The organism is Streptomyces durhamensis, from assembly GCF_000725475.1.
GTDB classification, from domain to species: domain Bacteria; phylum Actinomycetota; class Actinomycetes; order Streptomycetales; family Streptomycetaceae; genus Streptomyces; species Streptomyces filipinensis.
Window position 1 is genome coordinate 235,893 of sequence record NZ_JNXR01000006.1, and the last position, 14,244, is coordinate 250,136.

10 protein-coding genes are annotated in these 14,244 nt (G+C 71.6%); 4 read left to right on the forward strand and 6 right to left on the reverse strand.

Annotation, left to right across the window (positions count from 1 at the left end; genetic code table 11):
• Nucleotides 1-105: 105 nt before the first annotated feature.
• Nucleotides 106-1,818 carry an MFS transporter gene (locus IO33_RS0110595; protein WP_031162977.1) on the forward strand — a complete coding sequence of 571 codons (1,713 nt, stop codon included), beginning with the start codon at nucleotides 106-108 and terminating at the stop codon, nucleotides 1,816-1,818.
• Nucleotides 1,819-1,938: 120 nt separating this feature from the next.
• Here the strand turns inward: IO33_RS0110595 and IO33_RS0110600 are convergent, their stop codons facing one another.
• The 4 genes from IO33_RS0110600 to IO33_RS0110615 are packed head-to-tail and all read right to left on the reverse strand — an operon-like array spanning nucleotide 1,939 to nucleotide 6,667.
• The gene (locus IO33_RS0110600; protein WP_031162979.1) at nucleotides 1,939-2,982 is read right to left on the reverse strand and encodes a 2-hydroxyacid dehydrogenase; all 1,044 of its coding nucleotides are present in this window, start codon (nucleotides 2,980-2,982) and stop codon (nucleotides 1,939-1,941) included.
• 25 nt (nucleotides 2,983-3,007) lie between these two features.
• Nucleotides 3,008-3,613, reverse strand: coding sequence for a histidine phosphatase family protein (locus IO33_RS0110605; RefSeq protein ID WP_031162982.1), 606 nt, complete (start codon nucleotides 3,611-3,613; stop codon nucleotides 3,008-3,010).
• Nucleotides 3,610-5,124 carry an FGGY-family carbohydrate kinase gene (locus IO33_RS0110610; protein ID WP_031162984.1) on the reverse strand — a complete coding sequence of 505 codons (1,515 nt, stop codon included), beginning with the start codon at nucleotides 5,122-5,124 and terminating at the stop codon, nucleotides 3,610-3,612. The genes IO33_RS0110605 and IO33_RS0110610 overlap by 4 nt, the downstream gene beginning before the upstream one ends.
• Nucleotides 5,117-6,667, reverse strand: a complete 1,551-nt coding sequence (locus tag IO33_RS0110615; protein ID WP_031162987.1) for an FGGY-family carbohydrate kinase — start codon at nucleotides 6,665-6,667, stop codon at nucleotides 5,117-5,119. Before IO33_RS0110615 ends, IO33_RS0110610 begins: the two co-directional genes overlap by 8 nt.
• A 303-nt stretch (nucleotides 6,668-6,970) precedes the next feature.
• Between IO33_RS0110615 and IO33_RS0110620 the strand changes: the two genes are divergently transcribed.
• The 3 genes from IO33_RS0110620 (at nucleotide 6,971) to IO33_RS0110630 (ending at nucleotide 10,535) form a co-directional block, all read left to right on the forward strand.
• Nucleotides 6,971-7,792: a DeoR/GlpR family DNA-binding transcription regulator gene (locus IO33_RS0110620; RefSeq protein WP_051926589.1), complete on the forward strand. Its 822-nt coding sequence runs from the start codon at nucleotides 6,971-6,973 to the stop codon at nucleotides 7,790-7,792.
• Between the two features lie 270 nt (nucleotides 7,793-8,062).
• Entirely contained in the window at nucleotides 8,063-9,358 is a 1,296-nt protein-coding gene (locus IO33_RS0110625) for an MFS transporter (protein ID WP_037685217.1), read from the forward strand.
• Between the two features lie 379 nt (nucleotides 9,359-9,737).
• Nucleotides 9,738-10,535, forward strand: a complete 798-nt coding sequence (locus tag IO33_RS0110630) for an IclR family transcriptional regulator (RefSeq protein ID WP_051926592.1) — start codon at nucleotides 9,738-9,740, stop codon at nucleotides 10,533-10,535.
• A gap of 87 nt (nucleotides 10,536-10,622) precedes the next feature.
• On the opposite strand, the gene IO33_RS0110635 is transcribed toward IO33_RS0110630, so the two are convergent.
• The gene (locus IO33_RS0110635) at nucleotides 10,623-13,061 is read right to left on the reverse strand and encodes a GcvT family protein (protein ID WP_031162997.1); all 2,439 of its coding nucleotides are present in this window, start codon (nucleotides 13,059-13,061) and stop codon (nucleotides 10,623-10,625) included.
• Nucleotides 13,062-13,268: 207 nt separating this feature from the next.
• Complete coding sequence (locus tag IO33_RS0110640) at nucleotides 13,269-14,234, reverse strand: ABC transporter substrate-binding protein (protein ID WP_031162999.1); 966 nt, start codon at nucleotides 14,232-14,234, stop codon at nucleotides 13,269-13,271.
• Nucleotides 14,235-14,244 lie beyond the last annotated feature (10 nt).

Below are 14,244 nucleotides of genomic sequence, written 5' to 3' on the forward strand. Positions count from 1 at the left end.
ATATCTTAATGAACGCCGTTCTCCGGCTGAACATCGTTCTGTTACGGTGAACAGTGTTCTCTCGCTTCGCGAGAGGCCCGTCCGTCCCTGTTGTGAGGAGTTCCGATGTCCACCACCGGTGTCGCGTCCGCCGAGACGCCCACCGACACGCCAGCGCCCTACCGGTGGCGCTGGGCTGCACTCTTCGTCATTCTCGCGGCCGAGGTGATGGATCTCCTCGACGCCGTCGTCACGAACATCGCCGGGCCCTCCATGCGGGCCGACCTCGGTGGCGGTGCCTCCACACTGCAGTGGCTCGCCGCCGCGTACACGCTCTCGATGGCCGTCGGGCTCGTCACCGGCGGACGGCTCGGGGACATCCACGGGCGCCGCCGGATGTTCCTGGTCGGAGCCGCCGGGTTCACCGTGGGATCGCTGCTGTGCGCACTGTCGGTGTCACCCGAGATGCTGATCGCCGCGCGCGTCGTCCAGGGGCTGTTCGGCGCGGTGATGCTGCCGCAGGGCCTCGGCATGATCAAGGAGATGTTCCCGCCGCAGGAGTCGCAGAAGGCCTTCGGCATGTTCGGCCCGGTCATGGGACTGTCCGCGGTGTGCGGACCGATCCTCGCGGGCTGGCTCGTGGACGCCGACTACTTCGGCACCGGCTGGCGGATGATCTTCCTGATCAACCTGCCGCTGGGCGTCGCGGCCTTCCTCGGTGCCCTGCGCTACCTTCCCCGGGGCCTGTCCGGCACCAGGCCGCGCCTGGACATCCCCGGCATGCTCCTGGTGTCCCTGGCCGCGCTGCTCATCATCTTCCCGCTCGTCCAGGGCCGTGAGTACGACTGGCCCGTGTGGACGTTCCTGATGATGGCCGCCTCGGTGGTCGTCTTCGTCGCCTTCGGCGCGTACGAGTCGCGCCGCAGCAAGGCCGGCCGGGACCCGCTCGTCGTCCCCAGCCTCTTCCGCAAGCGGGGATTCAGCGGCGGCATGACTCTCGGCCTGGTCTTCTTCTCGACCATGCAGGGCTTCATGCTGGTGTTCAACCTCTACACCCAGATCGGTCTCGGCTACTCGCCGCTCAAGGCGGGACTGGTGATGGTGCCCTGGTCGGGCGGCATGATCGTCGGCTTCGGTGTCGCCCAGGGCATCGCCCGGTTCGGGCGGGCCGTCCTGCAGGCGGGGGCGCTGGTCATGGCGGTCGGCGTGTTCGGTGTGTGGCTGACCCTCGACATGGTGGGCTCCGGTGTCGGTCCCTGGCAGCTCGTGCCGTCGCTGCTCGTCACCGGCATCGGCCTGGGCCTGCTCATGGCGCCGTTCTTCGACATCGTGCTCGCCAGCGTCGAGCAGCACGAGACGGGCTCGGCGTCCGGCACGATGACCGCGATGCAGCAGCTCGGCGGCGCGTTCGGCGTGGCCGTCCTCGGCACCGCGTTCTTCGGCCTGCTGGGCGGCGGGATCGCCACCGCCGTCGACCACCACTCCGCGGGGCTGCGGGGGCAGCTGGCCGCCGCGCACGTCGCGCCCGCCGCGCAGGAGCGCCTCGTGGCGGACCTGCGCAGGTGCGCCTCGGACCGCGCCGTCGCCAAGGACCCCGCCGCCACCCCGCCGTCCTGCACCCGTCTGGAGAAGGACACACGCGCGGCGGTGACCTCGCCCCAGGCCGGCGCCCGGATACCCGGCGCGCTGCAGTCGACCGCGTCGTCGGCCTTCCGGAGCGGTTTCGGCACCGTCATGAAGACGATGCTGTGGGTGGTCGACGGCATGCTCGCCCTGACCTTCCTGCTCGCGTTCCTCCTGCCGCGCCACGCGCGCCCCGAGGGGGCCGGCGGGCACTGAACCCGGGCGCACCGGTAACGGACGGCGGGACGGCCGGGTATGCCCGAGCAAGGGCTGCCCGGCCGTCCCGGCTCCGTCCGTCGGGCGGTGCGTCCTCTCGCGGGGCGCGGGAAGCGGAGCTCAGCCCTGCAACGCCTCGGGGTTGGCGCAGTGGGCCAGCGGCTCCTGCCGGAGGAAGCGGGCGGCCTCGGCGGCGACGATCCGGGCGGCCTTGTGGGCGACCTCGCGGCTCGCTCCGGCGATGTGCGGGGTGAGGACGACGTTCGGGGCCGACAGCAGACGCGAGCCGGCCGGCACCGGTTCGACGGGGAACACGTCGAAGCCGGCGGCCGCCAGCTGTCCCGAGTCCAGAGCGTCGCGCACCGCGTCGTAGTCGACCAGGGCGCCCCGGGCGCAGTTGACGAGGACCGAACCCCGCGGCATGGCCGCGATCTGGGCCTGCCCGATCATGCCGCGGGTCTCGTCCGTCACCCGCGCGTGCAGGGAGACGATCCGGGAGCTGCTCAGCAACTCGTCCAGGGACACCAGCCGTGCCACACCCCGCACCGCCTCCGGCCCCACATAGGGGTCGTGCACCAGGACCGTGGCCCCCATGGCGGTCAGGACCCGGGCGACGCGCGAGCCGATGGCGCCGAAGCCGACCAGACCCACTACCGAGCCGTCGATCTCGACGCCGCAGCGCGTGTAGTCGTAGTAGTCGCCGCGCCAGATGCCGTGCCTGAGGTCGGTGTGGACGTCACCGATCCCCCGCGCGGCGGCGAGGATGAGCGCGAGGGTGTGCTCCGCGGTGGCGACGGCGTTGCGGCCGGGGGCGTAGCAGACGGCGACGCCATGACGGGTGGCGGCCTCCAGGTCGGCGTTGACCGGCCCGCCCCGGCTCACGCAGAACAGCTCCAGATCGGGGCAGGCGGCCAGCACCCGTTCGGTGAGGGGTGCCATCTGCGTGACGCAGATCCGTACGCCGCGCAGCGCCTCGATCATCTCCTCCTCGGTTCCGGATGCCTCGTCGACCTCGGCGACCTTCCCGAACGGGGTGTGCGGCCAAGGAAGTTGGAGCTGCCGGACGTCCAGGTCGGTACGGGCGGGCACTGCGGCGCGCAGTTCCTGTGCGAGCAGCCCGGGCAGGACGAAGTGGTCGCCGGCGGCGAGGACGGTGGTGGGCACGGCGTTTCTCCCGGAGAGGGGTGGATCAGCGGACGGGTGAGTTGAGGCGGAGCAGGGACGCCTGGTCGTCGCGCAGCCGCAGTTCGGTCAGCGCGCCGTTGTGCAGGGCGGGGAAGACCTGGCGGTAGCGCGCGAGGGGAATGCCGAGGAACCGGCAGAGCACCAGGCGCAGCAGGGTGGAGTGGGCCACGACCAGGACGCGGCCGTCGGGGAGTTTGTGCGCGGTCTCGTGCAGACAGCCGACGGCGCGGTCGGCCGCCGCGGCGGGATGCTCTCCACCGGGCAGATGGTGGGCGACCGGGTCGGTGAGGAAGGCGGCGAGCGCCTCGGGGAACGCCTCGGCCATCTCGGCGCGGGTGAGCCCGTCGCCGCGGCCGAAGTCCACCTCGTACAGGCGCTCGTCGATCCAGGGCGTGAGGCCGAGCGCCGCCGCCGCGGGCTCGGCGGTCTGCCGGGCCCGGGACAGTGGGGAGCAGAGCACGGCGTCCAGGTGCTGCCCTGCGGCCCAGGCCGCGAGGTCCGCGGCCTGCCGGCGGCCGAGTTCGGTGAGCGGCACATCCGTGCGGCCCGCGTAGCGGTTGTCCGCGTGCCAGACGGTCTCGCCGTGGCGTACGAGGACGAAGTCGGTCACGGTGCGGCCTTTCCGCGCGCGTGGTCGGCCACGGCCGGTGCCAGCCAGCCGCGGCGGACCAGCGCGTCGACGAATTCGAGGTAGACGGGGAGCAGGCGCCCGGTGCGGGCGGAGTCGGGGCGGAGTTCCCCGCGCAGACGCACCATGGCGCCCGCGGCCTCGTCCAGCGTGGCACCCGAGGCGGTGGCGGCGAGCACCGCCATGCCGAGCGCGCTCTCCGCCTGCTCCGGAAGGCGGGCGGTACGGCCGAGCACGTCGGCGCGCAGCTGTGCCCAGTAGCGGTTGCGGGCCCCGCCTCCGGTGAAGGTGAGCGGGCCGTCGACCGGGGCGCCGAGGTGGTCGAGGTAGTCGAAGCAGAGCCGTTCGAGCAACGCGACGCCCAACAGGCAGGCGTGGAACTCCTCCGCGGCGTCCGAGGGCGTGCCGAGGACGAAGGACTCGGCCTCGGGGGCACGGAACGGGAAGCGCTCGCCGCCCGATCCGACCAGCGGGTAGACGACGGCGGTGGAGCCGGTGGCGGCGGCCCGCGCGGTCAGCGCGTCGAGCTCGGCGGGGCCGGCTCCGGGGAAACGGTGGGCCAGGACGCCGGCGCCGCTGCTGGAGGCGCCGCCGGGCAGCCAGCCGCCGCCGGGGCCGCGGTGGCAGTAGACCACGCCGCCCGGATCACGGACGAGGTGGGGGCTGGCTCCCTTGAACACCAGGGTGGTGCCCAGCACCGAGTTCCAGGAGCCGGGCGTGAGCGCGCCGGCTGCGATCTGTGCCGCGCAGCCGTCGGTCATGCCGGCGGTGATGAGGGTGCCGGCGGGGATGGCGGTCTCGTCGGCGGCAGCGGCGCACACCGTGCCGAGGACCGTTCCGGGCCGGACGACGTCGGGCAGCAACTCGCCCGGGACGCCGAGGGCGTCGAGTTCGGTCGTGGGCCATCGCTCGGCGATCAGGTCGTAGCCCGTCTTCAGGGCATGGCTGGCGTCGCTCGCGACCTGGTGTCCGGCGAGTCGCCAGGTGATCAGATCGGCCTGGTGCAGCAGCCGGGCGCCCTTCGGGAGCTGTCGGCCGCCCGGCCGGGCCGGGTCGTGCAGCAGCCAGAGCAGTTTGGGCAGCGCCCAGGACGGCTGCATGGCGCGGTAGCCGAGTCTCTCCCACACCTGTGCGCCACGCGTGTTGACGCCGTCGGTGTACGCGTCGGCCCGGCGGTCGTCGTACATCAGGCCCGGAGTGAGCGCGACCCCCGCGGCGTCGGCCAGGAGCACCGTCCCGGAGGTGGCGTCCACGGCCAGGCCCCGTACCCGGCGGGGATCGATGCCGGTCAGGGCCTCGCGGCAGGCGGCGGCGAGGGCGGACCACCACTGCTCGGGGTCCTGCTCGTGGCGTACGCCCTCGCGGCGGCCGGTCAGCGGGCGGGAGGCGGCGCCCAGCAGGCGGCCGGTGCCGTCCACGGCGACCGCGCGGGCGCTCTGGGTGCCGAGGTCGAGTCCCAGGTGGACGGCGTCGGGTGACAGGGCGTCAGACATGCGGGGTCTCCGGGGTGCGGGGCGGGGAGGCGGCCGGGACCGCGGCGGCGGGCCGGGCGGCCGGTGCGGCTGCCCAGCCGAGGGAGCGGGCGGCGTCGCGCCAGGTGAGGTAGGAGTCGTAGAACCCGTCGTAGAACGCGGCACGTTCGGCGTCCGGTTCCCAGCTCGCGCGCATCCGGACGTACTTGGCGGCGGCGCTGTGCATGCTGCTCTCGGCCCCGGTCAGGACGAGGCCGGTCAGGAACGCGCCCTTGGCGCCCAGTTCCGTGTCGGCGCCGCGCGCCGTCGGCACGCCGGTGACGTCCGCGATGAGCCGGCACCAGGCGTCGCTGGCGGATCCGCCGCCGCACAGGCGCAGTTCATGGACGTCGGTCCCGGACGCGGCCAGGCAGTCGCGGACGACGAGGGACAGTCCCTCGAAGACGGCGCGGGCGACATGGGCGGGGGTGTGGTCGAGGGACAGGCCCCAGAAGACCCCGCGGGCGTGCGGGTCGAGGAACGGGGCGCGCTCGCCCGCGGGGGACAGGTACGGCAGGAACGCCAGTCCGCCCGCGCCGGGTTCGGTGCCGAAGGCGAGCCTTCCGAGGTGGGCCGGGTCCTCGACGGCGAGGGTGCGGCAGGCCCAGTCGAGGACCTCGGTGCCGGACAGGGTGGGGAAGGCGCGCAGGACGCGTTCGCGACCGCGATAGGCGATGTTGATGCCGCACGGCTCTCCACCGGTGTCCGGCTCGCGGGTGACGATCTCGGTGCACAGGGTGGTGCCGAGGATGGTGCACGCCTGACCGGGATTGACGGCTCCGGCGCCGCGGGCGGTGGCGGCGATGTCGTAGGGGGCCATGACGACGGGCAGCCCGGCGGGCAGGCCGAGTTCGGCGGCGGTGTGCTGGGTGATCTCGGCGATGCGCTCGTGCTCGCCGAGGATCCGCGGCAGCAGCGGCTCGGCCCACTTCATCGCGAAGAGGTCGAGGATCACCGGGTCGTAGGCGCCGGTGGCGTGGTCGAGGAAGGGCGCCGAGGCATCGGACTCGTCGATGGCGGTGACCCCGGTGAGCTTCAGGAACAGCCAGCCCGCCGCCGTCAGCGCGGTACGGGAGCGCCGCAGTCGCTCCGGGTCGTGCGCGGCGAGCCAGCTGAGCACCGCGTTCGGCATGCCGCTGCAGGTGAGCGAGCCGTTGCGGCGGAACGCCTGCTCCAGGACGCCGTCCGCCTGCCAGCGGGTGAGCAGGTCGCCGGCGCGTCCGTCGGACCACAGGATCGCCGGGCCGGTGGGGCGGCCGTCGCCGTCCACGAGCCAGCAGCCGTCCCCCTGGGCCGTGAAGCTCACCAGCCAGACCGGGTCCTGGGCGGGGCCGGGCTGCGCCAGGACGCTGCGCACGGTGAAGACCACCCCGTTCCACACCGCCTCCATGTCCTGCTCCGCCCAGCCGGGACGGGGCCTCAGCACCTCGGTGCCGATGCGGGAGACGGCCAGTTCCTGGCCCTGGTCGTCGAACACGACGGATTTGATGACGGAGGTGCCGACGTCGATCGTGAGAACCGACATGACTTCAATACCTGCCCCTTCTAGGCCACGCACGCGGAACGGACCTGTCGGATCCGACGGTCCGGCCACGCACGGTTCGGCTCGCAGAAATCAGGGAATCGCGGATCAGAAGGAGCCGTCAATCGGTCTTCCGGCTTATCCCGCGGCCGGAGCGGCACGTCGTGTGAAATTCCCGGCCGGGCCGGGTGCGCCGCGCGGCGCGTGCGCCGCTCGCCGCGGCCCCGGCCAGGTCACGGCCCACCTCCTCCGTGTTAGGTTCATGTGGGATTCTCATGAGGCTCTTCTCAGGAAGGAGCGGCGGCCATGGCCGGTCCGGACGCCCGGACGGACGCCCAGGAGGGGCGCCGTAACCGGGTGCGTGAACGCGTCACGGGCAAGGGGTTCGTCCGGACCACCGACCTCGCGGCCGAGTTCGGCGTGAGTGTCATGACCATCCACCGTGACCTGGACGCCCTCCAGGCGCAGGGGTGGCTGCGCAAGGTGCGCGGCGGGGCGAGCTGTCTGCCCTCGACGCAGTTCCACGGCAGCGCCAGCGAGCGCCTGTCGACGATGGTGCACACCAAGCAGTTGCTGGCGCGGGCCGCCGCGGAGGAACTCGCGCCCGGACAGGTCGTGATGATCGACGACTCCACGACCTGTCTGCACCTGGTCCGGCATCTGTCCGAGCACACCCCCATCACGGCGATCAGCAACTCGCTGCCGGCCATCTCGGCGCTGGCCCGCGAACCCGGTGTGGCGCTGGTCGCCCTGGGCGGCACCTACTTCCCGGCCTACGACGCCTTCATGGGCGCGCACACGGCACACAGCGTGGAGGCGTTCCGGGCGGACGTGCTGTTCATGTCCACGACGGCGGTGACCGGCGGCCGCTGCTATCACATGTCGCCCGAGACCGTGCAGGTCAAGCGGGCCATGATGGCCGCCGCCTCGCGCCGGGTGCTGATCATCGACCACACCAAGTTCGCCAATCAGGGCCTGTACGCACTCGCTCCGCTCACCGACTTCGACCTGGTGATCGTGGACGACGCGGCCCCGGCGGGAGAGGTACGGCGGCTGCGCGACAGCGGAGTCCACGTCCGCACGGTCGCCGGAACACCCGCGGCACCCCGCCCCCACGACGCCACGTGAACATCACACGGTTCTCACTTGGCGCACCCCACCCGGCGGCACTCCGCACACCGCCCTGACCAGCGGTGACCAGCCCTGCTCCAGGCCGGGCGCACCGGGGCGGAACGGCGACTTAACACGACGGGTGACACGGCCGGCGAGGTCTTTCCCACGACGGATTGACCCCACCCCTGAGCGGACTTTTCATCGGTCCCACGCCGTACGGCACTCCGCTCTCCTCATTTCCGCAAGAAGGTGTCAGCCGTGACCGTCCCCCTGAATCCCCCTTCCGTGACCGCGAAAAGCGGACCGCATCACTTTCTGGACCGTATCGGCATTCCGAAGGCCCTTTCCTGGGGTTTTCTCGGTGTTCTGATCTTCATGATCGGCGACGGTGTCGAATCGGGATTCCTCTCTCCCTATCTGCTGCACGACGGCATCTCCAAGGAACGCGTGGCAGTGCTGTTCACCGTGTACGGCGTGACGGCGAGCGTGTCCGCCTGGTTCTCCGGTGCGCTCTCCGACCTGTGGGGCCCGCGCCGCGTGATGATGCTGGGCCTCGGCATCTGGGCCACGCTGCAGGTCGCCTTTCTCGGCCTCGCGGTCCCGACGCACCACTACGGGCTGCTGCTGGTCAGCTATGGTCTGCGCGGCTTCGGTTACCCGCTCTTCGCTTACGGCTTCCTGGTCTGGGTGACGGCGGTGACGCCCAGGCACCGGCTCGGCTCCGCCGTGGGCTGGTTCTGGTTCGCCTTCACCGGCGGGCTGCCCACCCTCGGCTCGCTGGTCGCCAGTTTCACGGTGCCGTGGCTCGGCACGTACCGCACCCTGTGGTTCGCGCTGGCCCTGGTGACGGTGGGCGGCCTGATCGCCGTACTCCTCGTGCGCGAGCCGACGGGCAGGAGCCGGCTGGCGCCCACCGGTGAGCGCCCGGTGGCCACGCTGCTCGGCTCGCTCTCCATCGTCTGGCGCAAGCCGCGCATCGGCGTCGGCGCGGTGGTGCGCACCATCAACACCGCGGCGCAGTTCGGGTTTCTGGTCTTCCTGCCGGTCTTCTTCACCGACACGCTGGGCTTCTCCCTGACCGAGTGGCTGCGGCTGCTGTCGGCGATGTTCGCCACCAACATCTTCTTCAACCTGCTGTTCGGCCTCGTCGGCGACCGGCTGGGCTGGCAGCGCACCGTCGCCTGGTTCGGCGGGGTGGGCTGCGCGATCACCACGCTCCTGCTGTACTACGGCACGGTGGCCTCCGGTGACGACTTCGCACTGGCCATGGTCCTGGTGAGCCTCTTCGGTGCGACGCTCGCCGGATACGTACCGCTGTCCGCGCTCATGCCCTCACTGGCCCCGGAGCACAAGGGCCAGGCGATGTCGGCGCTCAATCTCGGCGCGGGCGCCAGCACGTTCGTGGGCCCGGCCGTGGTCGCCCTCTTCCTCGGGCCGCTCGGCGTCCAGGGCGTGATGTGGATCTTCGCCGGCCTGTACCTGGCGAGCGCCGGCATGACCCTCTTCCTCACCCTGCCGGCGCAGGACTCCGCGGCCTGCGCCCCCGCGACGCCGGCACCGAGCCGAGCCGAAAGCGTGTAGCCACCCGCCGGTTCACGCCCCGCTCCCCCGCTACCGGCACCGCGTCATCGCGGCTCCTCGTAGACCACGTGGTAGCGGCGCGTGAACCGGTTGAGAGCGGCCGGGTCCAACCCCGGCTCTGTTTCCAGCGCGGAGGCCTGGACGGCGGGCGAGGCGGAGGACGATGCCCCGCGGGTGGCCCAAAGGAGCGCTCCGCTGCGAACGCGCGGTCGGGGGTGAGCGCGCGGCAGGGCGTTACGAGCGCTGTCGGCCCTCGGTGCGACACGCTGACAAGGGCGGGCCGCCATCGAGACCCTTGGGGTCGAGCCGTGGTATACCGGCGTTCACCCCGGTGCCCCGGCCGCCGCGTTTCAGGGCACAGCGCACGTATAGTTGCGCCATGAGCAACTACACCGCAGACAGCGAAACAGCAGCTCCCGCGGTGAGCGGGGTGCAGTCCGTCGACCGTGCCGTAAGCGTCCTGGAGATCCTCGCCCAGCGGGGTGAGGCGGGTGTCAGCGAGGTCGCCGCCGAGATCGACGTCCACAAGTCGACGGCGTTCCGCCTGCTCGGGGCGCTGGAGGCGCGCGGCCTGGTCGAGCAGGCCGGCGAGCGGGGCAAGTACCGGCTCGGTTTCGGCATCGTGCGCCTGGCGGGGGCTGTCACGGGCCGGCTCGACATCACCCAGCAGGGCCGTCCGGTGTGCGAGCGCCTGGCCGAGGAGATCGGCGAGACCGTCAACATCGCGGTCCTGCAGGAGCACTACGCGGTCAACCTCTACCAGGTGCGCGGCCCCGGAGCGGTCGGCACCCACAACTGGGTCGGGCAGCTCACCCCGGTGCACGCCACCTCCAGCGGCAAGATCCTGCTGGCCCATCTGCCGGCGAAGGAGCGTGCCCGGGTGCTCGCGGCAGCCGGACCGCAGAAGCTGACGCCGCACACGCTGACCGCCAGGACGAAGCTGGAGAAGAACCTCACCGAGGCGCGGGAGCGCGGGTACGCGGTGACGCTGGAGGAGCTGGAGATCGGGCTGCACGCCATGGCCGCCCCGATCCGTTCCCGGGACGGCGAGGTCATCGCCGCCCTCAGCGCCTCCGGCCCGGCGTACCGCTTCACCGAGGAGCGTATCCACGAGCTCGCTCCCGTGCTGCTCAAGGGGGCGGAGGAGATCAGCCACCGGATGGGTCACGTGGGCTGAGCCTCCCCCGCCCGCCGCGGAGCGCGCCGCCGTCGGCCGGACGGCCCGCACCTCGTACGGGGGCACGGCCGCACCTGGGGCCCTCGGTCAGCCGCGGAGACGGGACATGGCCGGGTCGAACAAGGGCTCCTCGGCGACGACCGCCTCGACGCGCTGGTCGAAGTAGCCGATGTGGACGGTGGTTCCCGGGACGGCGAGTTCCGCCGGCAGCCACGCGTACGCGATGCCCTTGCCGATCGTGTAGCCGTATGCGGCGCTGGTGACGTACCCGACGGCCCGTTCACCGTCGTACACCGGCTCCTTGCCCATCACGACCGACCGCGGGTCCTCGACGGTCAGGCACGTCAGTTTCCTCCGTACGTCCGCCTTACGGCGCTCCAGCGCCGCCCTGCCGATGAAGTCGCCCTTGTCGAGCCTGACGGCGAAGCCGACGCCGGCCTCGTAGGGGTCGTGCTCGTAGGTCATGTCGGTGCCGAAGGAGCGGTAACCCTTCTCCAGGCGGAGGCTGTTGAAGGCGCCGCGGCCCGCGACGATGCCGCCCAGCGGCTCGGCGGCGGCCCAGAGGGTGTCCCACAGCTTCTGGCCCAGGTCGGCGGTGGTGTACAGCTCCCAGCCGAGTTCGCCGACGTACGACAGGCGCATCGCGGTGACCGGGACGGAGCCGATGTGGGCGCGCTTGGCGCGGAAGTACTTCAGGCCGTCGGCCGAGAAGTCGTCGGCCGTCAGCGGCTGCAGGACCTGGCGGGCCAGCGGACCCCACAGACCGATGCAGCAGGTGCCCGGGGTGATGTCGCGGACCTGGACGCGGCCGTCGGCGGGCAGGTGGCGGGTGAACCAGTCCAGGTCCAGGTTGCCGTTGGCGCCGACCTGGAAGAGGTCGCGGGCGAGGCGGGCCACGGTGATGTCGCTGCGGATGCCGCCGTCGTGGTCCAGCAGCAGGGTGTACGTCACCGAGCCGACGGACTTGGCGACCTTGCCGGTGACCAGGCCCTCCAGGAAGTCGGCGGCGCCGGGGCCGCTGACCTCCAGGCGCTTGAGGGCCGTCATGTCGTACAGCGCGACGGTCTCCCGGGTGACCTGGGCCTCGGCGCCGACGATGGGTGACCAGTACCGCGCGGCCCAGTCGTTGGGGGTGGGGATGTTCCTGCCCTCGACGAGCGGCGCGTTGGCCTCGTACCACTGGGGGCGTTCCCAGCCGTTCGCCTCCAGGAAGAACCCGCCGTGTCGCTGCTGGCGGGCGTAGAAGGGGCTGGTGCGGATCGGGCGCGGTTCACCCGAGGGCTGCAGGGGGTGGAGGATGTCGTAGACCTCGGCGAAGTTGCGGCAGTCGCGCGCCAGGACGTACTGCGGGGTCAGCTGGTGCGGCTCGAAGCGGTTGACGTCGCACTCGTGCAGGTCGAAGGAGGAGCAGTGGCCGTCGACCAGCCATTCGGCGACGGCCCGGCCGACGCCCGCGGAGTGGGTGACCCAGACGGCCTCGGCGACCCAGAAGCCCTTGACGTCCGGGGACTCGCCGAGCAGCGGGAAGCCGTCGGTGGTGAAGGAGAACAGGCCGTTGATGCCCTCCTCGACCTTGGCCTCGCGGGTCGCCGGGAGCAGGGACTGGGTCTCGGTCCAGGCGTCCTCGAAGTCCTCCTCGGTGAACTTCAGGACCGACGGCATCTCCTCGGCCTCGTCGAAGGAGAGGATGTCGTCGGCGGAGACGGGCATCGGCCGGTGCCCGTAGGAGCCGATGCCGATGCCGTCGAAGCGGTCGCGGTAGTAGAGGTCGGCGTCCTGGTGGCGCAGGATCGGGCGGACCGCCTCCTCGGTCTGGCCGGCGAGGGCGGGGACCGGGCCGGTCCAGACGAGCTGGTGGGCGAGCGGCGTGAGCGGCAGGTTCATCCCGGCCATGCGGGCGATCCTCGGACCCCAGATGCCGGCGCAGCACACCACGATGTCGGCGGGGATCTCGCCCTGGTCGGTCACGACGGCGGTCACCCGGCCCTCGTCCTGCCGGATGTCGAGGACTTCGTGGCGCGCGAGGAAGCGCACACCGCGCTCGGTGGCCCGGCGGATCTGTGCCTCGACGGCGAGGACGGCCTTGGCGAGGCCGTCGGTGGGGACCAGGAGACCGCCGAGGATCTTGGCGCGGTCGACGAGCGGGTGCTGCTCCACGCACTCGTCGGGGGTCAGCAGGCGGCCCTCGATGCCCCAGGCGCTGATCCAGCCGTGGCGGCGGTGGAGTTCGGTGAGCCGCTCGGGAGTCGTCGCGACCTCCAGGCCGCCGACCTGCAGGAAGCAGGGCTCGCCGTCGACGTCGAGGGAGCAGAACTTCTCCACGGTGTAGCGGGCCAGCTCCGCCATGGTCTTCGAGGGGTTCGTCTGGAAGACCAGGCCCGGGGCGTGCGAGGAGGAGCCCCCGGTGGCCGGGAGGGGGCCCTGGTCGACCACGGTCACGTCGGTCCAGTCGCGTGCGGAGAGCTCGTCCGCGAGGGCCGCTCCCACGACGCCCGCTCCGATGATGACCACCCGGGGTCCCGCCATCGCCCAACCTCCGCATCTCAACGTTGCCCTTCACGCAACTTGATTCAGGTTGCGCAACTCAATGTGCCCCCCGTGGAAGGGGGTGTCAAGAGGGCCGTGACGTCGGAAAACGTCCCGGAACACCGCCCTGGACACGGCAACGCCCGGCGGGCGGTGCGCACCTGGAACGCACCGCCCGCCGGGCGTGTTCGACCTGCCGGGGCCCGGTTACTTCAGCCAGGCCTCGACCTTGTCACGGTGGGCGTCGACCCACTTCCTGGCCGCCGCGTCGTCGGTCATCTTGTCCACCGCGATGTACCTGGCCACGGTGTTCTGGTCGTCGTTGGTCCAGTGGAAGTTCTTCACCAGCCGGTACGCCGGGCTGTCCGACTTGGCGAACTGCGCACTGACGATCTTGTCCAGGTCGTAGACGGGATAGTCACAGGCGATCTTGGCCGCGTCGGCGTCGCAGCCCGTGCGGTACGGGGGGAGGTCGACCTTGACCAGCGGCACCTCGGACAGGAACCACTGCGGCTCGTAGAAGTAGCCGATCACCCACTGCTTGTTCTTCTCGGCGGTCCGGTACGCCTGGATGAGGGCGGTCTCACTGCCCGCGTACACCACCTTGAAGTCGAGTTTCAGGTTCTTCACCAGGGCCGCGTCGTTGGTGACGTAGGACGGGTCGCCGTCGAGCAGTTGGCCCTTGCCGCCGGACTCGGAGGTCTTGAAGTCGGCCGCGTACTTGTCGAGGTTCTTCCAGTCGGTGATGTCCGGGTGGGCCTTGGCGAGCCACGGCGGCACGAACCAGCCGATGACGCCCTTGTTGCCGGTGGTGCCCGCCTCGACGGCGGTCTTCTGTCCGGTGATGTACTTCTTCTTCAGATCGTCATGGCCCCAGTTCTCCAGGACCGCGTCGACCTCACCGGTTCCGAAGCCCTGCCAGGCGATCTCCTCCTTCAGGTCCTTCTTGGTGACCTTGCAGCCGAGGTCGTGCTCGGCGACGTACGCGACCACCGCCGCGTCCGCCTGGTAACCCACCCAGGGATTGACGGCCAGGTTGAACGTGCCGCACTTGCCACCCGAGCCCTTGGCACCCGCCGAGGAGGTGTCGCCGACCTTCGCCCCCGCGCACGCCGTGAGGGTGAGGCCGAGGACGGCCAGGCCGGCCGTGCCGGCTCGCCAGTGTCTTGCCATGGTGTCGTGC

Coding starts and splice junctions, on each gene's coding strand:
- IO33_RS0110615 (WP_031162987.1), bottom strand. CDS start 6,667: ATGTCGGTTCTCACGATCGACGTCGGCACCTCCGTCATCAAATCCGTC.
- IO33_RS0110635 (WP_031162997.1), bottom strand. CDS start 13,061: ATGGCGGGACCCCGGGTGGTCATCATCGGAGCGGGCGTCGTGGGAGCG.
- IO33_RS0110620 (WP_051926589.1), top strand. CDS start 6,971: ATGGCCGGTCCGGACGCCCGGACGGACGCCCAGGAGGGGCGCCGTAAC.
- IO33_RS0110610 (WP_031162984.1), bottom strand. CDS start 5,124: ATGTCTGACGCCCTGTCACCCGACGCCGTCCACCTGGGACTCGACCTC.
- IO33_RS0110595 (WP_031162977.1), top strand. CDS start 106: ATGTCCACCACCGGTGTCGCGTCCGCCGAGACGCCCACCGACACGCCA.
- IO33_RS0110630 (WP_051926592.1), top strand. CDS start 9,738: ATGAGCAACTACACCGCAGACAGCGAAACAGCAGCTCCCGCGGTGAGC.
- IO33_RS0110640 (WP_031162999.1), bottom strand. CDS start 14,234: ATGGCAAGACACTGGCGAGCCGGCACGGCCGGCCTGGCCGTCCTCGGC.